This window comes from Mycobacterium sp. NGS17 (assembly GCF_059813205.1).
In genome coordinates this window covers 303752-327703 of sequence record NZ_JCALED010000003.1, presented here as the reverse complement: position 1 = coordinate 327703, position 23952 = coordinate 303752, and the positions used below count along the sequence as shown (strand labels likewise).

25 protein-coding genes are annotated in these 23952 nt (G+C 62.8%); 16 read left to right on the top strand and 9 right to left on the bottom strand.

Annotated features, from left to right (window positions below; genetic code table 11):
* Positions 1 to 84: 84 nt before the first annotated feature.
* The 7 genes from AC5Y7E_RS09415 (at position 85) to AC5Y7E_RS09385 (ending at position 6536) form a co-directional block, all read left to right on the top strand.
* Positions 85 to 912: a MaoC/PaaZ C-terminal domain-containing protein gene (locus AC5Y7E_RS09415; protein WP_499948606.1), complete on the top strand. Its 828-nt coding sequence runs from the start codon at positions 85 to 87 to the stop codon at positions 910 to 912.
* A complete protein-coding gene (locus AC5Y7E_RS09410) occupies positions 909 to 1538 on the top strand; it encodes a TetR/AcrR family transcriptional regulator (protein ID WP_499919931.1) in 630 nt (209 codons plus the stop codon). Before AC5Y7E_RS09415 ends, AC5Y7E_RS09410 begins: the two co-directional genes overlap by 4 nt.
* Entirely contained in the window at positions 1528 to 2277 is a 750-nt protein-coding gene (locus AC5Y7E_RS09405; RefSeq protein WP_499919932.1) for an SDR family NAD(P)-dependent oxidoreductase, read from the top strand. The genes AC5Y7E_RS09410 and AC5Y7E_RS09405 overlap by 11 nt, the downstream gene beginning before the upstream one ends.
* Positions 2278 to 2350: 73 nt before the next feature.
* Positions 2351 to 3118, top strand: coding sequence for an enoyl-CoA hydratase-related protein (locus AC5Y7E_RS09400; protein ID WP_499919933.1), 768 nt, complete (start codon positions 2351 to 2353; stop codon positions 3116 to 3118).
* A gap of 10 nt (positions 3119 to 3128) precedes the next feature.
* Complete coding sequence (locus AC5Y7E_RS09395) at positions 3129 to 4769, top strand: class I adenylate-forming enzyme family protein (RefSeq protein WP_499919934.1); 1641 nt, start codon at positions 3129 to 3131, stop codon at positions 4767 to 4769.
* On the top strand, positions 4766 to 5407 hold the full coding sequence (locus AC5Y7E_RS09390; RefSeq protein ID WP_499919935.1) for a nuclear transport factor 2 family protein: 642 nt from the start codon (positions 4766 to 4768) through the stop codon (positions 5405 to 5407). The genes AC5Y7E_RS09395 and AC5Y7E_RS09390 overlap by 4 nt, the downstream gene beginning before the upstream one ends.
* Position 5408: 1 nt before the next feature.
* Complete coding sequence (locus tag AC5Y7E_RS09385; RefSeq protein ID WP_499919936.1) at positions 5409 to 6536, top strand: acyl-CoA dehydrogenase family protein; 1128 nt, start codon at positions 5409 to 5411, stop codon at positions 6534 to 6536.
* Between the two features lie 20 nt (positions 6537 to 6556).
* Here AC5Y7E_RS09385 and AC5Y7E_RS09380 read toward each other — a convergent pair whose 3' ends face one another.
* Positions 6557 to 7492, bottom strand: coding sequence for an SDR family NAD(P)-dependent oxidoreductase (locus tag AC5Y7E_RS09380; protein WP_499948604.1), 936 nt, complete (start codon positions 7490 to 7492; stop codon positions 6557 to 6559).
* A gap of 77 nt (positions 7493 to 7569) precedes the next feature.
* Here AC5Y7E_RS09380 and AC5Y7E_RS09375 point away from each other — a divergent pair, with 77 nt between their 5' ends.
* The 3 genes from AC5Y7E_RS09375 to AC5Y7E_RS09365 all read left to right on the top strand — a co-directional run bounded on the left by AC5Y7E_RS09375 (position 7570) and on the right by AC5Y7E_RS09365 (position 10330).
* Positions 7570 to 8181: a TetR/AcrR family transcriptional regulator gene (locus AC5Y7E_RS09375; protein WP_068268263.1), complete on the top strand. Its 612-nt coding sequence runs from the start codon at positions 7570 to 7572 to the stop codon at positions 8179 to 8181.
* A 119-nt stretch (positions 8182 to 8300) separates the two neighbouring features.
* Positions 8301 to 9053 carry an SDR family oxidoreductase gene (locus tag AC5Y7E_RS09370; RefSeq protein ID WP_499919938.1) on the top strand — a complete coding sequence of 251 codons (753 nt, stop codon included), beginning with the start codon at positions 8301 to 8303 and terminating at the stop codon, positions 9051 to 9053.
* The gene (locus tag AC5Y7E_RS09365) at positions 9050 to 10330 is read left to right on the top strand and encodes a DUF427 domain-containing protein (RefSeq protein ID WP_499948603.1); all 1281 of its coding nucleotides are present in this window, start codon (positions 9050 to 9052) and stop codon (positions 10328 to 10330) included. The genes AC5Y7E_RS09370 and AC5Y7E_RS09365 overlap by 4 nt, the downstream gene beginning before the upstream one ends.
* 98 nt (positions 10331 to 10428) lie before the next feature.
* On the opposite strand, the gene AC5Y7E_RS09360 is transcribed toward AC5Y7E_RS09365, so the two are convergent.
* Both AC5Y7E_RS09360 and AC5Y7E_RS09355 read right to left on the bottom strand, forming a co-directional pair.
* Complete coding sequence (locus AC5Y7E_RS09360) at positions 10429 to 11040, bottom strand: TetR/AcrR family transcriptional regulator (protein WP_499919940.1); 612 nt, start codon at positions 11038 to 11040, stop codon at positions 10429 to 10431.
* A 109-nt stretch (positions 11041 to 11149) separates the two neighbouring features.
* Positions 11150 to 12640, bottom strand: coding sequence for an aldehyde dehydrogenase family protein (locus AC5Y7E_RS09355; RefSeq protein ID WP_499919941.1), 1491 nt, complete (start codon positions 12638 to 12640; stop codon positions 11150 to 11152).
* 439 nt (positions 12641 to 13079) lie between these two features.
* On the opposite strand from AC5Y7E_RS09355, the gene AC5Y7E_RS09350 reads away from it, so the two are divergent.
* From AC5Y7E_RS09350 to AC5Y7E_RS09335, 4 genes are read left to right on the top strand one after another with little or no spacing between them, the layout of a single operon-like run.
* Positions 13080 to 13877 carry an SDR family NAD(P)-dependent oxidoreductase gene (locus AC5Y7E_RS09350; RefSeq protein WP_499919942.1) on the top strand — a complete coding sequence of 266 codons (798 nt, stop codon included), beginning with the start codon at positions 13080 to 13082 and terminating at the stop codon, positions 13875 to 13877.
* A gap of 32 nt (positions 13878 to 13909) precedes the next feature.
* Positions 13910 to 14326, top strand: a complete 417-nt coding sequence (locus tag AC5Y7E_RS09345; protein WP_499919943.1) for a Zn-ribbon domain-containing OB-fold protein — start codon at positions 13910 to 13912, stop codon at positions 14324 to 14326.
* Positions 14326 to 15501: a thiolase family protein gene (locus AC5Y7E_RS09340; protein WP_499919944.1), complete on the top strand. Its 1176-nt coding sequence runs from the start codon at positions 14326 to 14328 to the stop codon at positions 15499 to 15501. Before AC5Y7E_RS09345 ends, AC5Y7E_RS09340 begins: the two co-directional genes overlap by 1 nt.
* Positions 15502 to 15546: 45 nt before the next feature.
* Positions 15547 to 16419, top strand: a complete 873-nt coding sequence (locus tag AC5Y7E_RS09335; protein ID WP_499919945.1) for an NAD(P)-dependent oxidoreductase — start codon at positions 15547 to 15549, stop codon at positions 16417 to 16419.
* Positions 16420 to 16583: 164 nt separating this feature from the next.
* Here AC5Y7E_RS09335 and AC5Y7E_RS09330 read toward each other — a convergent pair whose 3' ends face one another.
* Positions 16584 to 17138 (bottom strand): TetR/AcrR family transcriptional regulator, encoded by a 555-nt coding sequence (locus AC5Y7E_RS09330; RefSeq protein WP_499948602.1) that lies wholly within the window; start codon positions 17136 to 17138, stop codon positions 16584 to 16586.
* Positions 17139 to 17386: 248 nt separating this feature from the next.
* On the opposite strand from AC5Y7E_RS09330, the gene AC5Y7E_RS09325 reads away from it, so the two are divergent.
* Positions 17387 to 18241 carry an SDR family oxidoreductase gene (locus AC5Y7E_RS09325; RefSeq protein ID WP_499919947.1) on the top strand — a complete coding sequence of 285 codons (855 nt, stop codon included), beginning with the start codon at positions 17387 to 17389 and terminating at the stop codon, positions 18239 to 18241.
* Here the strand turns inward: AC5Y7E_RS09325 and AC5Y7E_RS09320 are convergent.
* Positions 18235 to 18531: a hypothetical protein gene (locus AC5Y7E_RS09320; protein ID WP_499919948.1), complete on the bottom strand. Its 297-nt coding sequence runs from the start codon at positions 18529 to 18531 to the stop codon at positions 18235 to 18237. The genes AC5Y7E_RS09325 and AC5Y7E_RS09320 overlap by 7 nt on opposite strands.
* A 43-nt stretch (positions 18532 to 18574) precedes the next feature.
* Between AC5Y7E_RS09320 and AC5Y7E_RS09315 the strand changes: the two genes are divergently transcribed.
* Complete coding sequence (locus AC5Y7E_RS09315; protein WP_499919949.1) at positions 18575 to 19873, top strand: cytochrome P450; 1299 nt, start codon at positions 18575 to 18577, stop codon at positions 19871 to 19873.
* A gap of 328 nt (positions 19874 to 20201) precedes the next feature.
* Here AC5Y7E_RS09315 and AC5Y7E_RS09310 read toward each other — a convergent pair whose 3' ends face one another.
* The 4 genes from AC5Y7E_RS09310 to AC5Y7E_RS09295 all read right to left on the bottom strand — a co-directional run bounded on the left by AC5Y7E_RS09310 (position 20202) and on the right by AC5Y7E_RS09295 (position 23922).
* Complete coding sequence (locus AC5Y7E_RS09310; protein ID WP_499948601.1) at positions 20202 to 21194, bottom strand: hypothetical protein; 993 nt, start codon at positions 21192 to 21194, stop codon at positions 20202 to 20204.
* A 32-nt stretch (positions 21195 to 21226) separates the two neighbouring features.
* Positions 21227 to 22405 carry an NDMA-dependent alcohol dehydrogenase gene (locus AC5Y7E_RS09305; protein ID WP_499948600.1) on the bottom strand — a complete coding sequence of 393 codons (1179 nt, stop codon included), beginning with the start codon at positions 22403 to 22405 and terminating at the stop codon, positions 21227 to 21229.
* A gap of 22 nt (positions 22406 to 22427) precedes the next feature.
* A complete protein-coding gene (locus tag AC5Y7E_RS09300) occupies positions 22428 to 23216 on the bottom strand; it encodes an SDR family oxidoreductase (protein WP_499919952.1) in 789 nt (262 codons plus the stop codon).
* A gap of 73 nt (positions 23217 to 23289) precedes the next feature.
* Entirely contained in the window at positions 23290 to 23922 is a 633-nt protein-coding gene (locus AC5Y7E_RS09295; protein ID WP_499919953.1) for a TetR/AcrR family transcriptional regulator, read from the bottom strand.
* Between the last annotated feature and the right edge of the window lie 30 nt (positions 23923 to 23952).

The window sequence follows — 23952 nt, the reverse complement described above, 5'->3', positions numbered from 1 at the left end:
ACCCCATTAATATAGTTGCAGTTACTGCCACTATATTGCACGATTGAACATATATCGTCAATCCGTTCAATCCAAGGAGGTGCCGTGACCCTCTCCGACTCCGTGGTCGGAACCGCTCTGAGGCCGGCGTCATTCACGTGGGATCAGACCGACGTGATCCTCTACGCGTTGGGGGTTGGCGCCCGCCCACCCGCCGAGTTGGCACTGCTCAATGAGGCTTGCGGTCCTGCGGTGTTGCCCACCTTTGCCCTCATCGCCAACTGGTGGGCAGTCAAGGATCTCCGCAGTGTTCTCGACCTCGGTACGTTTCCGATCGTCCACTCGGCCCAGTCGCTGGAGTTGCATCGGCCGATCACCGCCAGCGGCGACCTGTCAGTGCAGGCTCGGGTGTCGTCGGTATGGGACAAGGGCAAACACGCCGCCGTCGAATTGACCAGCCGCGGGGTCGACGCGGACGGAACCGTCTTTGTGGCCCGGTCGCAGACCATGGTCCTTGGAGCCGGGGGATTCGGTGGCGAGCGGGGACCCTCGGCCGAGCCAGATCCGGATGGGCCGCCGGACGAAGTCTTCGACGACGTGATCCGGCCGGAACAGGCCGCGATCTATCGACTGTCTGGCGACCGCAACCAGCTCCACATCGACCCGGCTGCGGCCCGCAAGTTTGGCTTCGGCGACGTGTTCCTGCACGGGCTGTGCACCCTCGGATTCGCCGCACGCGCGGTGATCAACGGAATCGGCCACGGCGATCCACAGTCGTTGACATCCTTGAGTTGCCGCTTTGCCAAGCCGGTCGGACTCGATGCTTCGCTGCGCACTGAGATGTGGCGAACTGGAGATTCCGTGCGTTTCCGGACACTGCAAGGTGACATCGTCGCGTTGAGTTCGGGAACTGCGACGCTGGCAGGGGGATGACCATGGACCAACGGCGGGCCCGCGGATTGCGTAACCGACACGCACTCATCAACGCGGCGATCGAGCTCTTCGCCACCCAGAGCTACGAAACGACCACAATCGAGCAGATCTCGACCGCTGCAGGTGTCGCGCCGCGCACGTTCTTTCACCACTTCGCCACCAAGGACGACATACTGTTCGACGGCTACGCCGATCGGCTCCAGGAGGCCGCCCGCCGGTTTCGTGCCGCACGGTCGAACTCCTTGTGGGACGCACTTGCCGAAACCTCGTCCGCGGTGGCGGAGGCGATCATCGAACAGCCCGAGATCTTCCTGGTCCGCGCCACCATGTACCACAACGTGCCATCGCTGCGCGCAACGATGTTGCGGATCAACGAAGATTGGATCGATCAGCTCACCGCCGAAGTGGCGCGGTGGCTGAACAGCAATAAAGAGATGGACTTGAGGCCTCGCCTCGCCGCCACGCTGACCAACAGCGCCAACCGCGCGGCCATCGATGTGTGGGTGGCCGGCGGTGGTCGGGGAAATCTGCCAGAGCTGATGGCCGAAGCCGTTGAATTCGTGCGGCCATCCATCGTTGCGATCGAGCGCGCGGCAGCGACGAGAGGGGGACAGCGTGTCGGTTGAATCTCGTCCGCTGGCGGTCGTTACGGGGGGAGTGCGTGGCATCGGTGAGGCCATCGTCGCCGAGTTGATTTCCGCCGGTCATCGCGTGGCCGCGGTTGACATCAACACGAAAGCCATTGCCCGAGCCCAGGTTTGCGACGCGGCGCACTCGGGCGATCTTATCCCCATGAACCTCTCGATTACGGATCGTGGCGCCGTGGAGGATGCGCTGGGCAACCTCGCCGAGGAGTACGGACCCATTCGTGCATTGGTGAACAACGCCGGGATGACGCTGCCCGGAACGTTTCTCGAGCAGAGCGACGAGGACTGGGATCGCATCGTGGAAGTCAACCTCAAGGGTACGTTCATCATGGCGCAGGTTGCGGCCCGGCAGATGGTAGCCGAAGGCGGCGGGGCGATCGTCAACATCAGCTCGGTCTCGGCCCACGGCGTGCGCACCGGTCCGCCGGCCTATGCCGCCGCAAAGGCGGGCGTGGAGGGACTGAGCCGGCTGATGGCCGTCCAGTTGGGCGAGCACGGGGTGCGGGTCAACACGGTTGTTGTCGGCACCACGGCGACGCCCTGGCTAGTCGGGCGCAAGACCGAGGAAGAGCTGGCACAGATGCGCCGGAGCACTGTGACCGGGCAGTTGGGCGAACCGGCGGACGTTGCCGGTGTGGTCGCATTCCTGTGCTCGCCGGCAGCCAAACACCTGACAGGCCAGCTGATTTCGGTGTCCGGGGGCCAGTGGATGCCATAAAAGTCTCGGATGAGACGATAAGACAAATACTGCTATAGTGTTTAGCTGCTACAGATCGATGCCAGGGGACGCCGTGGAACTGAAGAGAATCCTGTTCGAGGTCAGCGAGCACGTCGCCACGATCACCATCAACCGCCCGGAGCGGCTCAACGCTACCGACGATCTGACCCGCACCGAGCTCGGCAATGCGTGGGCGCGCGTCCGCGACGATCCCAACGTTCGAGTGGCCATCATCACCGGAGCGGGGGACCGCGCGTTTTCCGCGGGCCAGGACATTCGGGCAACGGCAGAGGGCGGCATCCGCAACAAGATTCCCGGTTCTCGGCTTCACCACAACGTATGGAAGCCGGTCATCTGCGCTCTCAACGGGATGGCGGTCGGAGGCGCTCTGCATCAGGTCGCCGACTCCGACCTGATCATCGCAGCCGAACATGCCGAACTGATCGACACACACTTGGCAGTCGGCAACGTGTTCGCGCTCGAACCCGCGGTGCTATTGCGCCGAATGCCACTGTCGATGGTGATGCAGTTGGGGCTGATGACCAAGCAAGGGCGTATCAGCGCACAACGAGGTTACGAGATCGGCTTGATAAATGAGGTGGTACCCGCTGACCGACTGCAGCAGCGCGCCAGGGAAATCGCTTTGGAAATCGCGAAACTCTCCCCGGCAACTGTGCAGGCGTCCATCAAGGCGATGTGGGCCAGCCTGGATGTCGGGCTGCGCGCGGCCAATGACGTTGCCTACCGCTACGTGCTGCAACACCAGCTGACCCATCCTGACTACCGGGAAGGGATGCTCGCGTTCGCCGAAAAGCGTGAACCGCGCTGGGTGGTGGAATGACTGTCGCGCCATGAGTCAGTCCGCACGGAAGTTCAGCTATGACCCGTTGCCGTACGCACCGGTGCTGCCGGCGATGCTGGCCAGTCTGGTTGCTGACTATGGCGACAGCGACTTCATCGTTTCCTCGGTCGGTGACGGCATCGTCGAGCGGATTACCTACGCGGAAGCCGATTCCAGGTCGGCTGAGATGGCCCGGCGACTGGTTGCGGCGGGAGTGACCAAAGGTGTCCGCGTCGGAGTGATCGCACCGAATGGGCCCGATTTCGTGGTCGCGTTCCTGGCAGCCACCCGCATCGGTGCGGTCGCGGTGCCCATCAACACTTTCTTTCAGCCGCCGGAGTTGAGGTGGCTGCTTCGCGACGCCGACATCCACACCCTGTTATCGGTCGACTCACTGCTCGGCAAGGACATGCTGGCGCGGGTCACCGAGGCCACGGCTGAGGTCGCGGTCATGGGCGCGCCGCTGACTCTGGAACGGCTGCCACAGTTGCGCAACATTTTTGGGCTCGGCGGCACCGAGCGCTCCTGGCCTAGTGAGTGGCCGGACCCGGTGCCCGAAGCGTTTCTGCGCGCGTGCGAATCTACCGTCCGCCCATCCGACGATTTGGTCGTCATCTACACATCGGGAAGCACCTCGGACCCCAAGGGCGTCATCCATACGCACGGCACCGCGATCACACACTCTCGCTTCGTCTCCACTCAGCACGAGTGGAAGCCCGACGACCGGGTCTACATCCCGATGGTGTTCTTCTGGGTTGCCGGGTTGGTATTCGGTCTGCTCGGTCCGATGCAGACCGGCGCCACCATTCTCACCGAACACAAGTTCGACGCCGGCGACGTGCTGCGCCTGCTCGAATCCGAACGAGCCACTTACGCAACGGGATTCCCACATGTGGGCCGCGCACTGGCGAATCATCCCGAATTTGCGTCGATCGATCTGTCAAGTCTGCGCGCGGGGTACCACCAGGTCCTGCTACCGCCGGAACTGCGCGCGGCTGATCCATCACTGCTGGTCACACAGTTGGGAATGACCGAAACGTGCAGTTCCCACACCTGGTGGCCACCGCACGAACCGGTGCCCGATAGCAAGCGCGGTTCGCTCGGGGTCTCCGCACCCGGCTACGAGCACAAAATCGTCGATGAATCCGGAGCGGAGGTCCCCAACGGCACCATCGGGGAAATCTGTGTGCGGGGAGTGGCGATGATGCGCGGCATGGTAGGACGGCAGCACAGCGACCTGTTCGACGCCGACGGCTGGTATCACACCAAGGACGCCGGATACCTGGACGACGACGGATTCCTGTTCTTCACCGGACGCACCGACGACATGATCAAGACCTCGGGCGCCAACGTCGCGCCCGTTGAGGTCGAAGCGGTGATCACTAGCGTCGACGGCGTCCGAATCGCCTATGTCGTCGGCGTTCCGGACGCGGAAAAAGGCGCGGTCGTCTGCGCCGTGGTCGTGCTCAATCAAGGGCGCCGCATGTCGCAAGACGAACTCGTCGCCGCATGCCGAACAGAACTCGCGGCCTACAAGATCCCGAAGAGATGGGTGATCCTTCCCGACGCCGATCGGCTGCCGTACACCACCACCAACAAGATCGACAAGAACCGGTTGGCGCAGCTACTGGAGTCCGGGGAGTTGGCGTGACGGACTTAGAAACGCGCGTCGCCCGGTTGGAGGCCATCGACGAGATCCGGCAACTAGCCGCCAAGTATGCGGTGGCTTTGGACATGCGCGACTTCGATTCCTTGGCAAACCTTTTCGTGGACGACATCGGCGTGCCGGGCAAGGGTCGCGGCCGCGCGGCGATGCGGGAGTGGTACGACGCCCAGATCCGGCGCTCGTTGTTGGGCAGCGCACATGGTGTTCTCGGCCACATCATCGACGTGCACGACGCCGACAACGCCAGTGGACTCGTCTATTCACGCAACGACTTAGAGACGGAGTCGAACTGGGTCATCGAGCTGCTGGCCTATCTGGACAGCTATGAACGGCGGGACGGCCATTGGTATTTCGCCCGCCGGACACCGCTGTTCTGGTATCAGAGCGACATAACCGACCCGCCGGTCGGGCCACGCAAGATGCGCTGGCCCGGTACCCCGCATCACGACGGCGCATTCCACGACGCCTTCCCATCGTGGGAGGCGTTCTGGACCGCCGATCCCGGACGCTTCGACGCGCCGGTCCCGGCCCCGGCCGTCGTCGGCGAGTGGTTGCGCACCCTGCGCCGAGGTGTTGCCGTCCCTCGCGTCGACCCCACCGGCCGTGGCGCAACGGAGACTTGAAATGCCCGGCAATCCTACGAGTTTCGCGTTCACCGATGAGCAGAACGAACTGCGCAATACCGTGCGCTCATTCCTAATGAGCAAGGCCAACGAGGCCGAGGTGCGTCGGCAGATGGAATCGCCGAGGGGCTACGACTCGAATGTGTGGGCTCAGATGTCTGACCAGATGGGCCTGGTGGGGCTGGCCATCCCCGAGGAATTCGGCGGCCAGGGCTTCAGCTTCGTCGAACTCGGAATTGTCACCGAGGAAATGGGCCGGGCACTGCTTCCTTCGCCCTATTTCGCGTCGGTCGTGCTGGCGGGCAACCTGATCATGCATTCCGGCGACGACGCCGCCAAGAAGCGATATCTGCCAAACATCGCGTCCGGCGGCACCGTCGCGACGGTGGCGGTCACCGAAGAGTCGGGCCGCTGGGAAGTCGGCGCGATCCGGACGCGGGCACGCAGCACAGACGACGGTTGGGTGTTGGACGGAACCAAAGCGTATGTGCTCGACGGTAGTAGTGCCGATGTAATTTTCGTTGCGGCCCACACCGATGCGGGCTTGTCGCTCTTCGCAGTTGACCGCTTTGACAGTGTTGTTCGCCGGCCGCTGTCGACCTTGGACCAGACCCGCAAGCAGGCGCGCATCGAGTTCAACGCAGCGCCGGCGTCGCTGATCGGCCGCGAAGGTGAGGCGTGGCCGGTGCTGATGCGGACCCTGGCGCTCGGCTGTGCCGCGCTGGCGACCGAACAGGTCGGGGGCGCACAGCGCTGCCTCGAACTGGCCGTCGACTACGCCAAGATGCGCAGACAATTCGGCAAGCCGATCGGATCTTTTCAAGCCATCCGCCACAAGTGCGCCGACGTCTTGCTAGACGTCGAATGTGCCCGCGGCGTAGCACATTACGCGGTGCGCGCAGCAGCGCAACTCTCCGACGAGCTGTCGGCGGTGGCATCGTTGGCCAAGGCGTGCAGCTCAGATGCGTATGCACGCGCCGCCGCGGTCAACATCCAGATTCACGGGGGGATCGGCTTTACCTGGGAGCACCCCGCGCACCTGTACTACAAGAGAGCAAAATCCTCCGGCCACCTGCTGGGCGATCCCACATTCCACCGGGGACTGCTCGCCGGTGAGATCGGAATCTGAGGTCGGCAAGCGCGAGCGCCTCAGAAGTCCGTGCCCCCGTCGATGTTGATGGCCGCGCCAGTCATGAAGGCTGCGCGCTCGCCGAGCAGGAAGGCGATCAGCTCGCCCGCCTCGGCGGGGCGGCCTCCTCGGCGAAGGGCGACCCGCATATTCCAGTCCGGATTGCTCGCCAAGTGCGTGTAGATCGCGTCCTCGAGTGGCACGTCGTATTCCGCCGCGCGCTGCGCGCGAATGAAGTCGTTCACCTCGGTGTCGAACAGCCCCGGGCATACGGTGTTCACTCTGATGCCGTCGGGACCGTGCGTTTTGGCCAGGATTTTTGACAAGGTCAGCACCGCCGCTTTCAGCGCGTTGTAGGGCGGTATCAGGATCTTAGGCGCCCGTACCGAGTACGCGGCGGTGGTCACTATCGTCCCGCCGCCGTTGCGCTGCAGGTGGGGGATGGCAGCGCGGCAAGAGCGGACGGTAGCCATCAGGATCAGCTGGTAGTAGCAGTCCCACGAGTCGTCGCCGTGTTCGAGGAACGGTCCCTGCTGGTTCATCGGGCCCGCCGTAATGGCCAAACCACGAAGGGGGCCCAGGCTTGCGGCCGCGTGATCGATAGCCTGGTCGACGCCGTCGCCGGTTGCGGCGGCGTCAACGGCGATTCCGACCGCACGGACGCCATGCTCGGCGCTCAGTTGCTCGGCGCGATCGCGGGCCCGGTTACCGTCGCGAGCCAAAAGCGCGACGTTGGCTCCGTTTTCGGCGAGTTGCTGGGCGGTGGCGAAACCCATCCCGGTGGTCCCGCCGACGAGAACGAAATTGCGCCCCGCCACGCCTAGGTCCAAGCCCCCGCCCCTTCCGTGCGATCGAACCCTGACGCAAGGCGTCCGGCAAAGGCCCATACTAAACAAAAGTACGGGAAATGTAGAAATGACCACTAATCTGCTTGCCAGAAGCGCGATCATGGGCATGGATTGAACATAAAGGGCAAATTTGTCGCGTAAGATGGCTGTTTCGGGTGGGGCGGCTATCACGGCAGAGGAGCGAAATGTCGACGGAACGGGCCACTGCCGAGCTGGACTCGGCCGAGGAGTTCGATCGCCGGGACCAAATTCTGGGGGCGGCGAACGAATGCTTCACCCAGCTCGGGATCGCGCGCACCAGCGTGCAGGATGTCGCGCGGACGGCCAATGTGTCGCGGGGCACGGTGTACCGCTACTTTGAGGACCGCAACGTGCTCATCGAGGCCGCCATCGAGTTCGGGGCACAGCGGTTCTATCGCGAAGTCGCGGTGGCGATGGCCGCGAAGGCGACGCTGGCCGAACAGGTTGGCGCGATGGCCGAAACCCACGCGAAGATACTGATTGACCACCGCACTCGAAACCGATTGATGGCCGACGACGCCGAGCTGATGCGACACATGATCTCCGATGGAGACACCGCAGTGCGCCGCACGACGGCATTTCTGATGCCATACGTTCGCGACGCCCGGGAACGCGGCGAGATCGGCGCCGGTGTCGATGTGACGGCCGCCAGCGAATGGCTGGCGCGCATCATCTACTCGTTCTCCACAGTCAACGAGGCGCAGACATTCGACATGTCCAAGCCGGCGACTGTGCGGCGCTACGTCGAAACTTTCGCGATCAACGGTCTCCGCTGATCTACGTCCTGCGCAGACGGGCTTTGGCGCAAGTGAACAACATATGTACTAGTGTTCCCCGAAGGCGGATGCGGCCTGACCCGCGAACGTGAGAAGAGGGCGCCATGAGTGAGCGGACTTTGGCCGGCAAGCGCGTCGTGGTCGTGGGCGCATCGGCCGGGATTGGGCGGGCTTTCGCGGTGCGTGCGGGTAAGGAGGGCGCGGAGCTGCTCATCGCCGCACGCCGACGGGATCGGTTGGAAGAGGTTGCCACCGAGGCCGGCTGCGGCAGCGCCGTGATCGCAGATGTGCGCAGCACGGAGGATTGCGCGCGTCTCGCCGATGTCGCGCGAGACGCCCTGGGGGGCATCGACTTGCTTTTCATATCGGTGGGTTATGCCCCGCTGCGCATGTTCGCCGATACCTCCGCCGATGACTGGCTGGACGTAATGCGTACCAACGTCATCAGCGTTCATCAAGTGATCAAGTCATGCGTGCCGGTGCTTGCGCCCTCTGCAATCGTCAGCGCCCTGTCCTCCGAAACAGTGGGTCAGCCGAGGACCGCCCTCGGTGCCTATTCATCCAGTAAGGCCGCGCTGTCGGAGAGCCTTAACGCTTGGCGCACCGAGCATCCGAGTTTCCGGTTCTGCTGCATTACGGTGGGAGGAACCGTGCCCACGGAGTTCACCGCGGCCTTTGACCCCGATCTACTGGGGGTTGTCGTCCAGGATTGGATCGCGCGCGGTCTGCTTCAGGAGGAGCTGATGACGCCCGAAGACGTTGCCGACGTGCTGGCAGGCGTTTTCGCGAGTGCACTGAACTCTCCCGCCGTGGGCCTCGAGCAGCTCGTCGTCCGTCCGCCGTCGTCGATGCGTAGGGCCGTGACGGCATGACAGCGCAAGTCCAATCAGCGTGGCCCGATCACCCCGAATACCGAATCGAAGCAATCCCGTGCCCTCATACCGGTCAGGTGTGGTTCGGCGATGTACTTGTCGCCGAAAGTGACCGTTGCCTCGTGGTCACCGAGACCGACCACGACGACCGGCTGTACTTCCCCGAAGCTGATGTGCGGTGGGAACTCTTCGCGCCGTCGGACCACACTACCGTGTGCCCCTTCAAAGGCCGAGCAAGTTACTGGACGTTGTCAAGTGCTGACCCCGCAATCGAAAACGTGGTGTGGACATACCGCACCCCGTTGCCTGAAGTGGCCGCGATCGCGGGGCACGTCTCCTTCTATGACGACGGATTGCGTGTCGTCGTCGTCGAACACTGGCCTGACGGCTCGAAGGTTCCTGTCACGTTCCCACTTTGGGGAGACGCAATTGAGCTGCAGAGGCTGATCGATGTTCAGCCTGTGCAGAACGGCTGTTTCGTTGGGGCGGCTCACGGACCCACCCGCCGCAACGTTGTCGAGGGTGGACAACTCCTCGCCGAGGCCATCGTCGCCGCATCGAAAGTGCTTCCAGAGCAGAGAGTTACGTCGGCATCGATGGTCTTCACCAAGGCGGCGTCGTTCGATGCACCGGTGGACCTGACCGTCGATGTTCTCCGCCGCGGCAGAACATTCTCGTCGGCCGAAGTGCGGGTGTGTCAACACAGCGTGCTACGCAGTGCAGGAATCATTCTCGCGGACTCTGGTGCCGGCGAGGTAATGCGGGACACTGAGCGGATGCCGGACGTGCCGGGACCCGATGCGGCGGTGGCTTTTCCGGGCTTCGGGATGACCGGGCGCGAAATCCGTGTGGTCGACGGGGCCTATGATCCCGACCCCGAGCGGGTCGGACCGCCGGTGATCAATGCGTGGCTCCGATTTCGCGAGGCGCCGCGTGAACGCTATTTAATGGCCGCGTTGCTTGCTCAGTCGACGACGCATTGGACCATCGCGGCCGGCATGCTTCCCCACCGGGGACTAGGTGAAGCTCGCGCGCACGTCAGCCTTTCGACGGGGATCATCAAGGCCACCATCGCGTTTCACGACGAGTTCGATATTGACGACTGGTTGCTGTACACCAACCACGCTTTCTGGTCGGGGCGCGGGCTGGTGCAGGGCGACGGGCGGGTGTTCAGCCAAGACGGTCGGCTGGCCGCGTCGTACACGATCCAGGCGATGGTCCGTGAATTCGCGGCCGATCCCGCCGCCATGGGGCACGACAGCCGAACGGCTATGTGATCGGCATAGGGATCGTCGCCCGTAGGCGTCCGGGTACGCGTCAATGCACCACAGCCGTTTTGGTGCGTGGCGAGGTGAGCTGCGAGTAATGCCTTCCCTCAGCGCAGGCCGTTGATGGCAAATTTCTCTACATAGTCGCGGACCGTTTTTGGCTTCGTCATATCGAAGCTCAGTCCCTGATTGACCGTCGAAAAGGAATAAATGATGCGCGCGAGCCACTCGCTGGCCGCCGTGATGTTAATTCCTGATCCGACCTCACCTCGTTTTTGCGCGTCGCGCACGTAGGGTTCGAGAAACTTTGTCGTGCGCCGGACCGCACTGTCGCCGTCGGAGACCATGTGTCGCATGAGCTCGGCGTCATCGGCCATGAGTCGATTGCGGGTTCGGTGTTCCAGGAGGATCTTTGCGTTCGTTTCGGCCATAGCGCCGAGCTTTTCAGCGAGCGTGGTTTTCTTTTCCATCGCCGCGGCGACCTCACGGTAAAAGCGTTGAGCTCCATGCTCGATCGCCGCCTCGATGAGCACGTCGCGGTCGACGAAGTACCGATAGATGGTGCCCCGGGAGACCCTGGCCATCCGCGCTACGTCCTGCACGCTGGTGCGCTGGATGCCCAGTTGTGTAAAGCACTCATTGGCGGCGTCGAGAATCTGTTCGCGTCGATCGAACTCGTCGGCGACCTCTGTTTCGGCAATTGCTCGGTCAGTCGACATGTCGTTCCTCCGCGTGCGGTGCCTATATTCCCAGCTCTTTATGCTACGTGACACCCGGTGTCGGGCTCCTGAAGCGCGCCAATCGCGCTAACGACACGCAGAGCAAAACTCACCCAAGAAAGGTGGTCTTGGTGTCGAGGTACTCCATAATTCCTGCGCGCCCGTTTTCGCGGCCCAAACCCGACTGCTTCATCCCCCCAAACGGGGCGTGCGGTTGCAGCGTCCAGGTGTTGACACCGACGTTGCCTGCCCGCAGGGCGCGGCTCACTCGAAGCGCTCGGCCGACGTCGCGGGTGTAGACCGCGGCTGCCAGTCCGTATGTGGTGTCGTTCGCCAGCCGAATGGCCTCGTCCTCGTCGCCGAACGGGATCACGCACAACACGGGTCCGAAGATTTCGTCTCGGGCCACGGCCATCGAGTTTTCCACATTGACCAGCACCGTTGGGGCGACGAAATTGCCGGCCGTTGGGGCGCCTTCGGCGCGGCCCCCGCCTGCCGCGACTTCAGCGCCCTCACTGATTGCGCTGTGGATGTGGCCGAGCACCCGGTCCATGTGCTGAGGGCTGATCATCGGTGCCGCCGAGACCGCGGGGTCGAACGGGTCACCGAATGTCGCGGCCGACGCGAAGCCGATTAGCGTGTTCACGACGTCGTCGTACACGTCGCGGTGCACCAAGATCCGAGACTGACACACGCACACCTGGCCCGACAGTCCGAGAAATGCGTTGCCCGCGGCGATCCCGACAGCCATGCCCAGGTCCGCGTCGGGGAAGATCACTGCCGGGCTTTTACCACCCAGCTCTAACGAGACTCGCCCAATTCGGGCGGCCACGGTGGCCGCGATCGCACCACCCACTGCCCGGCTGCCGGTGAATGACACCTTGTCAACTCGAGGATCGTTGACCAGCGCCGTACCTACTGGGTCGCCGGGACCGGTCACCACGTTGAACACTCCCGCCGGGAGATCGGCTTGAGCAATCAGTTCCGCAATGCGCAAGCTGACCAGCGGGGACAGCTCCGAGGGCTTGGCGACCAACGTGCAGCCCGCCGCCAATGCCGGGGCCACCTTCTGGGCGAACAGGCTCATCGGGGCATTCCACGGTGTGACGATCCCAGCGACTCCGATGGGTTCGTGCGTTGTGAAAGTGAACGGTTGAGTGGGTTCCCATTGTGGGTACGTTTCGCCGGTGACCTTGTCCACCCATCCCGCGTAAGTGTCGAACAGGTCTGCCGGATACTCGGCTCCCATTTGGTAGAAGCCAGAGAACGAACTCGGCGTCGCATTGTCCAGGGAGAGCAGGGTATTCAAGTTCGCGGCGTCAGTACGGATGAGGTCGGCGATCTTACGCAAATACCGCGCGCGATCCTTGCCCATCATTCGCGGCCAGACACCGTCGTCGAACGCCGAACGCGCTGCCGTCACCGCCGCGTTAACCGCGGACCTGTCGGCGTGTGGTGCCTGGAAGACCATCTCGCCGGTCGCCGGGTGAATGTGGGGGATCGGATCGGCGGCTCCGTCCAGCCACGAACCGTTGACGAACATTTGGGATGGCGGCAGCGTCGCGGAAGACAGATATGGCAGGACGGAGATTGCGGTCACAGAACTAAACAGTAATACATCATATGTATTGTTGTATATTCCCGAAAACCAGGTGGCCGCATGGGGTCCGCCGCGGCCGCGAACTTGCGCTCTTGGCGGTGGAGGCTCTGGTGCGCCGATGCGGCGGCGTCGCCGACGCAAATCGGTAATCAGCGCTGTTACAAGCGAACTGGCCGCTAGTCAGTGTGTAGCGCCAACGCCATCTTGGGGCAGATGGCGGCCGCTTCACGAACAGCGGCTTCGCGGGCAGGTGGAACTCTCCTACGGGAACCTGGGCCAGAACGTCATCACTCATGTCCCTCCTGCTACGGGTTCCGTGATCGCACCAACTACGACAGCCGCTTGGACCCAGCCCCACTAGGCACGGCGGCGAGGATCTGCAATTATTGAATAATAGAACGTCTGATGTTCCATTGTTACATAGCGGCAAGGAGTGGTTTTGTCTCGTTTGGAGGACAGATACGCGCTGGTCACGGGCGGGGCTCAGGGGTTGGGAGGAGCGATTGCTGAGGAGCTTGCCGGTCTGGGCGCCCATGTCACTATCGTCGATTTGAACGAAGAGAAGGGTCAGGAGCGCGTAGAGCGGATTCGTGCCGACCAGGGGCGGGCCTCCTTCATCAAGGCCAATGTGGCCCACCGGGAAGCGATTGAAGCCGCGGTGCATCAGGTGGCTGATACCGGGGACGGCCGGATCGACGTCTTGGTCAACGCGGCCCAGTTCTTCGCCATGCCCAAGGCGCTGGAACTTGTTACCGATAAGGATTGGGAACTCTCAGAGGCCACCGGGCCCAAGGCGACCTTCCGGTTCATGCAGCTCTGCTTTCCGTTCCTCCGTGAGTCCGGACGGGCTTCAGTGATCAACTTCGTGTCAGGGTCTGCTCTGGCCGGCATTGCCTACACCGCCCCCTACTCGGCGGCCAAAGGCGCGGTAGCCGCGCTGACCAAGGTCGCCGCGAACGAGTGGGCTCGCCACCGCATCCGAGTAAATGCGGTGTGCCCGTTTGCCCTGACCGAGGCCCAGCAAAAGATGATCGGCACCGAATGGGACAACTACACGCGGACGGCAGCCGCCTCGCCGATGAAACGCGGCGCTGATCCCGTTGAGATTGCGCCGGCCGTGGCTTTTTTGGCGGGAGACGACGCAGCATTCGTGACAGGCACGATACTGCAGGTCGATGGTGGCATGACCGAGCTATCCACGGTGGACTACTCGCAATCGCCGGGAGTCTTTGGTTAACAGGCTGATTCGCCCGACAACACATGACGCACATGCCAGAAGCTCACCGTCCCGCTCCTGCGCTTACCGCGCTGAATCGGCCCTTCTGGACCTCGGGCGCGGACGGAGTGCTGCGCATGCAACGCTGCACCTCCTGCAGGCGGCTCTGTCAGCCGCCCTCGCTGTTGTGCCCTCATGACCATGCGGCGACCGAATACGTCGAACTCAGCGGCCGGGGGTTTGTCGAATCCTGGACGGTGAATCGTCATCAATGGTTCCCCGGGTTCCCGCCGCCATACCTCATCGCGTTCGTAAATCCGGTCGAGGACGAACGGGTGCGGCTGCTGACCAACCTGGTGCACGTCGAACCTGACGACGTCACCCAGAACATGCCGGTGCGCGTCATCTTCGATCGATGTGTAGATGGTGACGACGAGGTGTTCATTCCGTTGTTCGAACCGGAGCGCTGATGACTAAGGCGTTGACCGAGCGGACCGTCATCAGCGGCATCGGTCAGTCGGCAATCGGTCGTCGACTGGGGCGGGATCCGCTGGAGCTCACCGCCGAAGCATGTCTGGCCGCAGTTGCCGACGCCGGTCTGACGTTGGCCGACATCGATGGCCTTACAACGTATCCCGGTAGTTCCCAACCGGGCCTCGGGTTCTCTGGGGCGTCACTGCGTGACATCCATGACGCATTGGGAATCGAGCCGAATTGGGTCGCAGGGGGGGTGGAGTCCCCGGGTCAGCTCGGCGCGGTGGTCGACGCCATGCTCGCTGTGGCGGGCGGGTTGGCCAACCATGTGCTCTGCTGGCGCAGCATCTGGGAGGGCACCGCGCAAGGCGCCGGCCGACGCAAAGGATACGGTTCCGGGGGCGGCCGTCCAGGCGGAATGCTGGCCTGGCAGATTCCTTTTGGTGCCACGGCGGCTAACTTGGCGGCCCTGCAGATCCGCGCGCGGATGCTGCGATACGGGCTTACTCGCGAGCAGCTCGCGTCGATCGCCATAACGCAACGGAGTCACGCCGCTCGCAACCCGTCGGCGGTCTACCGCGATCCGCTCGACCTCGAGACCTATCTCAACGCGCGAATGGTCTCCGACCCGCTGTGCATGTTCGACTGCGACATCGCCTGTGACGGCGCCACCGCATTCGTCGTCTCTTGCGCCGAGCATGCTGAGGGGCTGGACCACCCGGCGGTGACCGTCGAGGCGGTCGACTGTGCTCACCACGACCGCTTCACGTGGGAGGGCGGTCAAGACATCACCCGGATCAGCTCACGATGGTCCACGATCTGGGAGCGGACCGACTTCACCGCCGCCGATGTCGACGTCGCCTCGCTGTATGACGGGTTCAGTGTCTTCGTGCTCTGCTGGCTCGAGGACTTTGGTTTCTGTCCCGTCGGAGAATCCGGCGAATGGGTTTCGGACCCTCACCGCATTTCGCTCGGCGGAGAGTTGCCCCTTAACACCGGCGGAGGGCAGCTATCGGGAGGACGCCTGCACGGCTTCGGGCATCTGCACGAAGCGTGTTTGCAGATTCGTGGCCAGGCTGGAGAGCGACAGGTCCACGGTGCCAAGCTGGCTGCGGTAGGCGTGGGAGCAGCCAACAGCGGCACGACGGCGATGTTGCTGCGCCAGGTGTAAGAATGCGAATAGCCACACGGTCATCAAGTCCGAGGAGGAATGTCGATGGCTGAGACTCATGCACCCAAGTTGGGGTTCATCGGCCTAGGGAATTTGGGTGCGCCGATGGCCAGGCGGCTCGTCGAGTGGCCCGGCGGCCTGGTTGTTTTCGACGTAAGAGCCGACGCCACAACGCCGTTCGCCGAAGCCGGTGCCGAGGTGGCCCGGACCACGAGCGACGTGGCGGTCGCCGACATCATCAGTGTCATGGTGCTCAACGACGAGCAAGTCCGCGACGTGGTGGCCGACCTCACCGCTCACGCTCAACCGGATACCGTCATCGCGATACATTCTACGATCAACCACAACACCGCGTCCGAATTGGCAGAAGAACTCCAAGTCAAGGGCATTCAGCTCATCGACGCACCGGTCAGCGGTGGTGTGGAGGCCGTCAAGACGGGTGAACTCGCTGTCATGGTGGGCGCAGACCGGGAGACCTACGAGCGCGTCAAGCCGGCGTTCAAACAGTGGGCGTCGATGGTCGTCCATGCCGGCGAGCCGGGCGCCGGCACGCGAATGAAACTGGCGCGCAACATGCTGACCTTCACTTCCTTCGCGGCCGCTTGCGAGGCGATGCAACTGGCCGAACGTGCAGGCCTCGATGTTCAAGCGTTGGGCCGAATTGTGCGTCATACAGACACACATAGCGGTGGCGCCGGCGCCATGATGTTTCGCGACGACATGAGCCGCCCACTCGACCCGGATCATTTCCTCTACCAACCGTTCACCCACACCTGCGCGCTGGGCGAGAAGGATCTCAGTCTGGCGCTGCGGCTTGGCAGGGAACTGGACGTCGATCTACCCCTGGCCGAAATCGCCTTACAGAATTTGGCGGAAGGACTCGGAGTTCCACACTCGACTGTCGCGGATTCTCCCTGAACCGGTGACGCGCTCAATACGTTTGTCGCAGATGAGAATAACGAGTGGTGGCGCCTGGACTTCACTCGTCGCGAAGCAACACCGTCGCCGGGGAGAGCGGGCCGGCGCGGGATTGACCTAGCCTGCATGTCTGTCCCGTTCGGAGTCACTTTCAGGTGATCGGGTCAGCGCGTCGAGAGGCCATTCATCAATGCGTCTATTAGCCCGTCATAACGTCTGATCGCCTCGCCTGCGGTCGATGTGACGCTGAGCATGCGATATAGCGTGGCTCCAATCAATGCGTCAGCGGCAGCCTCGATGTCGGCGTCGACGCGAATTTGACCCAACGAGATGCCGGTGTGCAACCGCTGCATCACCGCGGCGTGGAAGCGGCTAGTGAGTTGTTGGTACAAGGTGTCGCGGTCTCGAAGGTTCTCAGCGGCGGCAGCGGCCAGAGCGCGGACGAGTGCGATGTTCTCAGGGGCGGCACTGAGCGCGGCGGATTCGTGCATCCAGGTCCTCAGATCTTCGACCGTGTCTCCCGTATCTGGAAGTGTGAAGTCGGCTTGCGCATAGGCCTGCATTACCGCTTCGGCCACCAAAGGAGCTTTCGACGGCCACCGTCTATAAACCGTTTGCGTTCCCACTCCGGCATTGGCAGCGACCTTGTCCATAGACACTCCGCTGTACCCGACTTCGACCAGAAGGGTGCGCGTGGCGTCGAGGATGGCCTCATGCACGGCCGCGCTACGCGGTCGCCCTCGGCGGGGTTGGCTCACGTGACGACCCTAAAACAAATCTTGGGCGTCCTGACTCTTCTACGTCTGGGCGAGGCGGCCATGTACATCGGCAGCACAATGTGTCACTATTTACGAGAAAAAACATCTCGTAAATAATGGGGGGCCCGGCCAGCCAGGCGTTAGACCGTGACCGAGCGGGGATGGGTTCGCCTCGAAGTGGGACTTCCCGCCGAGCGGAAAGGTCGCGAATGCGCGAACTGTGCGTAATCACCGGAGGCGCGGGTGGCATCGGCCTCGCCGCGGCGAAGATCGTTGGACGCGACCACTCGGTCGTCATCTGCGATGTCAGTCCAACCCGCCTCGACGTGGCCACAACGGAGCTGCGGGACCTCGGCGTCGAGTGCAAGCCCGTCGTGGCTGACCTCACCAACCGTGACTCAGTCGCCGAGTTAGTCTGCGAATCAAAAGCATTCGGTACCGTTGGCTCGGTCATCCACACCGCTGGGGTGAGTCCCAGCATGGCTTCGGCCGAGCAAATCATCCGGATCAATGCGCTGGGCACGGTCAACGTGAACGAAGCCTTCTACCGACTCGTGGAGGAAGGCTTTGCGATCGTCAACGTTGCGTCGATGGCGGCGCACACCTTTCCGCGAGTCTTAATACCCAAAAGGCGTTTCAAGCACGCGCTGCGTGACCAGGACGTCTTCGTGAAGAAGATGACATCGGCGTGCAACGTCGTGCCCACCAAGATGCGGCCAGGGTTCGCGTATTCGATCAGCAAGAACTTCGTAACGTGGTACTGCTCCTCACAGGCAGCCAGGTTCGGCCAGCGCGGCGGAAGAATCATCTCGGTATCTCCTGGCGCCATCGACACGCCCATGGGCAGGTTGGAGGAACGAGCCGGCTCGGGGGCGATGTTGAACTACGCCGCGTTGAAGCGGTTCGGCAGACCCGAGGAAGTCGCAGAACTATTGGCATTCTGCGCGGACACCAAGGCCAGCTATATGACTGGCGTCGATATCGCCTGCGACGGCGGCGTTCTCGCAGCGTTCACGATGAGAGACATGATCGCCGTCGCTCGGAACACCCCGCAACTTCAATGACCGACACAACTACTCGTCGTTCGGGAAGAGGCCGCGAACACCGCGTCGCGGTCATCGTCACCGTTGTCGGTGTCGCGCACTTTCTCGTTCCACGGTTCTTCGACCCCATCAACCGCGTCGGCTTTGGCGAACACGCGCGCATGTTCACCTACATCAACGGTGCCATCGAAACGACGATCGGGGTCATGATGGCGAATCCTCGAATGAGTCGGCAGTTGACCATCGTATCTGCTTGTTACGTCATTCATTTGACGAACAACATCGTCCACAACCAAGTTCGAATTCGGCACGGATGCAGTCAGGGGAGCCGGGGGCTCGGGTAAGGGGAACGAAATGTCGATCGGTCAGACCGCCCAAGGGGTTGCCGAAGCCATTTGGCCTTTCAGTAATGCCGTCCGGATGAACCTGGCTGCCGCGATACGCACCCGCCGGCGCGGCTACGACGCTTGGACCGGCGCGGTGAACACGGACTTTGACCCACAGAATCCGATCACCGCTGCCCAACCATTCGACGCCTACCGCGCCCTACACAGAAGTGGCCGGCTGCACTACAACCCCAGGCGAGCCACCTGGATCGTCAGCCGACTCGACGACGTGCGAGCTGCACTGCGCGACACCGATCAGGTCACCAGTACTCAAGGGGTCACCCGATTGAGAATGTCGGCACCGCTCGCGGTTCTGACCGACGGCGAAGAACACGCCCGACTCCGTAAGCAGATCCAGCCGGGATTCAGCAAGGGAGCCATGAGCGCTTGGCAGGGAATCGTCGAGAAGCTAGCCGCGGAACTGGTCTCCGACGTGTTGAACAACCCCGGCTGCGATGTCGTGCAGCACCTGGCGATACCGATGCCAATCCGCCTGATCGCTCAGATCCTCGGGGTACCCGAAGACGACGTCAATGACTTCCGTCGGTGGTCAGAAAACGCCGTGAAAGTCATGGAATTGACCCCAACACGCGCAGGTCTCACAGAGGCAACCAGATCAATATCCGCAATGGTGGCGTTGCAGCGCTACTTCGTGAAGCAATTCGCACAGGGCGCACTCAAAGGATCGGGCACTGTGCTGGGGCGGCTCCTCGAACACAACACCGATGGCAACCTCACCGATCGTCAGCTTTGGATCATCGCAATCCACCTGTTGATCGCCGGGAACGAAACAACCACGAACCTTCTCGGTGGAATGTTCGACACTCTCGCCCATCACCCCGATCAGTACGACTTGATACGCGCCAACCCCGACCTCATCCCGATCGCCGTCGAGGAGCAACTCCGCATCACGACGCCAATACAGAACCTCTACCGTTACACCCGCGCGGACTATCAAATCGGGGGCATCACCATTCCCGCCGGGTCACGCGTGCTGCTCTCCTTCGGAGCTGCGAATCGCGACCCCGCAGTGTTCGACGAACCCGACGAGTACCGTGCTGACCGCAACCCGCGAACCCACGTCGCCTTCGGCTACGGCCCACACATGTGCATCGGCGCACCGCTTGCTCGAATGGAAGCCCAAGCCGTGCTTCGACAACTCGTCACTCACGTCAGTCGCCTAAGCCCCAACGGCTCGACCACCTGGTCGACCCACAGTTCACTACGCGGCCCGACCCACCTACCGATCCACCTGACGCCAGCCTGACCAACCCTTTCGGGCGCGAGCACAGACCTGCGCCGCCCGCCTCTAAAGTTACTGATCCGATGGGCACGCCGATCTGCGCGGCGGACCTGAGAGGCCGCACGGTCCGGCCTGTCGTTGATGCCATCAACGCCTTTCGCGTATCCGCAGGTCATTTCGCGTCATTTGGCGTCGCTTCGCGTAAAGATTCCGACATTCCCACAGGTCAGTGTGCGATTTCTTTGGCGATTTCGATTCCCGGCAGCTCCACTGAGTATTAGTTGGTCAACACCCTAAATGGGCGCGTGGTGACCCACGATCGACTCGCCGAGGCACGCGTCGCTGTCACAGTTCAACGACCTCTGGCGAGCCGGAATCGCTGCATCATGAAGTCCAGGATCTCCGTTGTGAGCATCCCTCCCGCGTATTCCACCCAGCACCAGCTGCGGGCCGGCTTCTTACCCGTCGAGCTATCGGTGAGCCGTCCGAAGTAATGGATGTAGCTCCCGGCGGTGTCGAATTCGAATGTGTAGGAGTCGAGTCCGATCGTGGTGTCCAGCCTCACCAGGTTTCCGTCATCGTTGAATGTCGGGGTGGCGGCGATGTCGTCGTGGGCCGTGGTCACTCCACCCTTGACCTGGTAACCCGGGCCGAATGCCAGCCCGTCACGCCCCTGCCAGAAGCAACCCCCGCCGCATTCGCCGTCGTCGTAGGTGTGCAGCCACGACACCCACATGCCTTGTAGCCGACGCACGATCGGCAACTCCGGATAGACCTTTCCGGCTGGCCCATAGGCGTAATCCTGGTGCAGATAGCCCGAAACCTCGACGCCCTCGATCGTTCCGTGCGCCGCCAAAAGCTCGTGGCGGTAGTAGACCTCGTCCGCGACTCCGTCCTGTGTGGGTACATGGACGCTAAAGACGTCGGTGACATTGCGGCCGTGCATCTCCCAGCGACCGCTGGCGTCGTACCAGTGGAAGCCAGCTGTGTCTCGCTCGATGCGACCGCTGTAGTAGCTCAGTTGAACCTTGTCCGGCCCGTCGACATATTCCATCGGTTCGAACCAGTCGATCGAGGAGTATTCGTCGAAGAGGTGCGGCGGATCGGGGTCGAACGTCGGCGGCAGTTTCTTGAACCCGGTGATCGGCGAAACGACGTGGGTCATGCCGATGAGGAAGTCATCGGCCCCGCGTAACCCCCAGTAAGTCTGGCCGGACGCGTCAGTCACCACCGCGCCTATCCACATCCCCGCCAAACTGGCGCCGAGCCCCGGCGCCCACGCTCGCCGGTAGAAGTCAAGCGTCGGCGCCTGCACTCGAACGTCGAAGTCGATGTGGTCCATCATCATTACCCTTGTGGCCGGTCAGCCGAAGTCGGTCACTTTTGGGGATTCAGATCAAAGTCGATGACGCCGCGGATATTCCGTCCGGCGCGAAGGTCTTTCATCGCTTCGTTGATGTCGTCGAGCTTGTATCTCTGCGTGATCAGTTCGTCGAGCTTGATCAGGCCCGCCTCGTACATCGACACTAGTTTCGGCATGGCTTCCCGCGGGTTCATCTCGCCGTAAAGCACACCCTTGAACGTCTTACATGAGCTGATCATGTCAGTAAGGACCATCGGCACCATCAGGTCGGTGATCTTGGGCATTGCGGTCAGCACGCACGTTCCGCCCTTGCGTAGCAACATCATTCCCATCATCACCATGTCCACGGGCACCACCCCGGGCGTGAGAATGACCCGGTCGGCCATTACCCCCCAGGTGATTTCTTTGACCAACTCCAGTGCGGCGCCGGTGTCGATGGCGGTGTGGGTGGCGCCGAACGTCGGTGCGATTCCGCGTTTGAACTCGTTCGGGTCGACGGCGATGATGTGCTTGGCGCCCGCCACTTTCGCGCCTTGCACGGCGTTCATGCCGATACCGCCAACACCGACGACGACGACCGTGTCGCCCGGTTGGGTGCCGGCCGCGACCGAACCGGACCCGAATCCCGTTGTCACACCGCAGGACACCAGGGAGGCGGCCTCCAGGGGTATCCAGTCATGGACTTTGACCAGTGAGCGCTCGGATGCCACTACGTACTCCGAGAAGGTGCCGACCTGCATCATCGCCATGAGGTCCGCGCCCCCCAGATGGCGACGTCGGGTGCCATCGGTGGTCATCGCCTTGTCGTAGATGTCGGCGCCCACGTCACACAGGTACGTGTATCCGGTCGCGCACCATCGGCAGCTGCCGCAGGCGGGGAGGAACGAAATGGCCACGTGGTCACCGGGTTGCAACGTCTTCACCCCGGGGCCGACCGCTTCCACGACACCGGAGCCCTCGTGTCCGCCGAGCATGGGAAACCACTCGGGCACGCGGAGCCCCGACGCCCGCATCATCTCTTCCATTTCCTGACTGGGCACGCTGTCGCCGGTGTAGAAGTGCTCGTCGGAATGACAGATGCCGGCATACGCCATCTTGACCAGGACCTCGCCCGCATGTGGCGGATCGAGATCGACCTCGGTGACTTCCCAGTCCACACCTACACCGTGCAACACGGCCGCTTTTGATTTCATCGCGGTTTCCTTCAGATGTCCTTCACCATTGTCGAAGTTCCTTGACCGCATCGGCCGGTCGGGGAGCGAGGGTCAAATAAGGGATGAAACTGCTACTGCCGCACTGGAGTACGGAATGCACGACACCGACGAGGTGGTCGGCGTCCACCAGACCGCCCTGCATATAGCCGTGCTCCATCCAGTATCTGATGGCGGTGTCCAGAGCCTGTGGATCCCAATTCTTGTTGAACTCGGTCTGTGAGTCACCGGAACCACCGAAACTGTCGCCCACCGCCAGTCGGGTGAAACCGATGTTCGGGTGTTCAATGCGCCAGGCCTCGATGAGCTTGTCCAACGCGGCCTTTGTGACGGCGTAGGCGCCCAGCATCGGCCAGGGTGTCGAATACGACGCGCTCAACGACGACAGGTACACCGCGGATCCCCCCGACGCGGCCAGGTGCGGCGCGGCGGCGGCGGTGACGAGCGAGGCGCCGGTCACGTTGGTGGCGAACAGTTTCGCCCATTGCTCGCCGCTGACGTCAGCCAGCGGTGCGAGGATACCCATACCGGTGGTGTAGACGAGCGCGTCCAAACCGCCGAAGTTGTCGACGACTTCCGCGACGGCCCGTTGACAGCTGGCCGCGACCGTGACGTCGCAGGCTACGGCCGCGGCGCCGTTCTGCGCTTCTTTGGCCGCGTTGACCAAACGGTCGCGGCGTCGCGCGAGGAAGGCCACCCTGGCACCGCGCTGGGCCAGGCCGATGCCGATGCAACGGCCCAAGCCCGCTGAGGCTCCGACGACGGCGACTCGCACTGCGGGCTCGTCAGACATGGTCTCCCTTACGCAAGGTCGAGAGCGAGGCTATCAGACTTTAAGAGTGATGATATGCAGTAAACGGTAACGATCATTTCCGCAGTACCTTTCGCGGCTCTACCGCGAAGCTCAGCAGGAGACGGTCAAGCACCTTGGCTGCTCGCTGGCGGGCCCGGGAAGGTTGCCGGGCGTGCGCGACGAGGAGCGCGCCCTCCTCGAGCGCGGCGACCACCATGTGCGTCAACTCGCCGACCGGCTGCTCGTCGATGACGCCCTCGGAAATCGCTTCCCGGACCATTTCATTGATGAGCGCGATGCTGTTGTCCTCCTGGATGGCCCGCAAGGTCTGCCAGCCCAGCACCACGGGGCCGTCGAGCAGCATCACGCGCTGCACCTCGGGTTCGAGCGCCGACTCGAGAAAGCCATGAAGACCGGCCGAAAGCCGCGCCCACGGATCGTCACCACGCGGTGGCGAGGCCAGCGATCGCAGTGTCAGGTCGCGTTCGACTTCTTCGAAAACCGCGCGAAAAAGTTCGGCCTTGTCCTTGAAATGGTGGTAGAAGGCGCCGCGGGTGCCCACGCCGGAAGTGGCGACAAGTTCGCCGATGCTGGTGTTGAAGTATCCCTTGTCCACGAACAGGATCCGGCCGGCGTCGATGAGATCTCGTCGGGTCTGATCGCCTCGTGCCCGGCGCTCAGTGTCGGTGCCACCGCGTTTGGCCATGTTCGCATCGTAGCAACATGCATCATGTAT

What these genes read in the sequence shown, in the direction of transcription:
- AC5Y7E_RS09325 (WP_499919947.1), top strand. Translation starts at nt 17,387, where the DNA reads ATGCGCGAACTGTGCGTAATCACCGGAGGCGCGGGTGGCATCGGCCTC.
- AC5Y7E_RS09300 (WP_499919952.1), bottom strand. Translation starts at nt 23,216, where the DNA reads ATGTCTGACGAGCCCGCAGTGCGAGTCGCCGTCGTCGGAGCCTCAGCG.
- AC5Y7E_RS09310 (WP_499948601.1), bottom strand. Translation starts at nt 21,194, where the DNA reads ATGATGGACCACATCGACTTCGACGTTCGAGTGCAGGCGCCGACGCTT.
- AC5Y7E_RS09395 (WP_499919934.1), top strand. Translation starts at nt 3,129, where the DNA reads ATGAGTCAGTCCGCACGGAAGTTCAGCTATGACCCGTTGCCGTACGCA.
- AC5Y7E_RS09335 (WP_499919945.1), top strand. Translation starts at nt 15,547, where the DNA reads ATGGCTGAGACTCATGCACCCAAGTTGGGGTTCATCGGCCTAGGGAAT.
- AC5Y7E_RS09340 (WP_499919944.1), top strand. Translation starts at nt 14,326, where the DNA reads ATGACTAAGGCGTTGACCGAGCGGACCGTCATCAGCGGCATCGGTCAG.
- AC5Y7E_RS09365 (WP_499948603.1), top strand. Translation starts at nt 9,050, where the DNA reads ATGACAGCGCAAGTCCAATCAGCGTGGCCCGATCACCCCGAATACCGA.
- AC5Y7E_RS09315 (WP_499919949.1), top strand. Translation starts at nt 18,575, where the DNA reads ATGTCGATCGGTCAGACCGCCCAAGGGGTTGCCGAAGCCATTTGGCCT.
- AC5Y7E_RS09410 (WP_499919931.1), top strand. Translation starts at nt 909, where the DNA reads ATGACCATGGACCAACGGCGGGCCCGCGGATTGCGTAACCGACACGCA.
- AC5Y7E_RS09385 (WP_499919936.1), top strand. Translation starts at nt 5,409, where the DNA reads ATGCCCGGCAATCCTACGAGTTTCGCGTTCACCGATGAGCAGAACGAA.
- AC5Y7E_RS09295 (WP_499919953.1), bottom strand. Translation starts at nt 23,922, where the DNA reads ATGGCCAAACGCGGTGGCACCGACACTGAGCGCCGGGCACGAGGCGAT.
- AC5Y7E_RS09305 (WP_499948600.1), bottom strand. Translation starts at nt 22,405, where the DNA reads ATGAAATCAAAAGCGGCCGTGTTGCACGGTGTAGGTGTGGACTGGGAA.
- AC5Y7E_RS09375 (WP_068268263.1), top strand. Translation starts at nt 7,570, where the DNA reads ATGTCGACGGAACGGGCCACTGCCGAGCTGGACTCGGCCGAGGAGTTC.
- AC5Y7E_RS09380 (WP_499948604.1), bottom strand. Translation starts at nt 7,492, where the DNA reads ATGCCCATGATCGCGCTTCTGGCAAGCAGATTAGTGGTCATTTCTACA.
- AC5Y7E_RS09345 (WP_499919943.1), top strand. Translation starts at nt 13,910, where the DNA reads ATGCCAGAAGCTCACCGTCCCGCTCCTGCGCTTACCGCGCTGAATCGG.
- AC5Y7E_RS09360 (WP_499919940.1), bottom strand. Translation starts at nt 11,040, where the DNA reads ATGTCGACTGACCGAGCAATTGCCGAAACAGAGGTCGCCGACGAGTTC.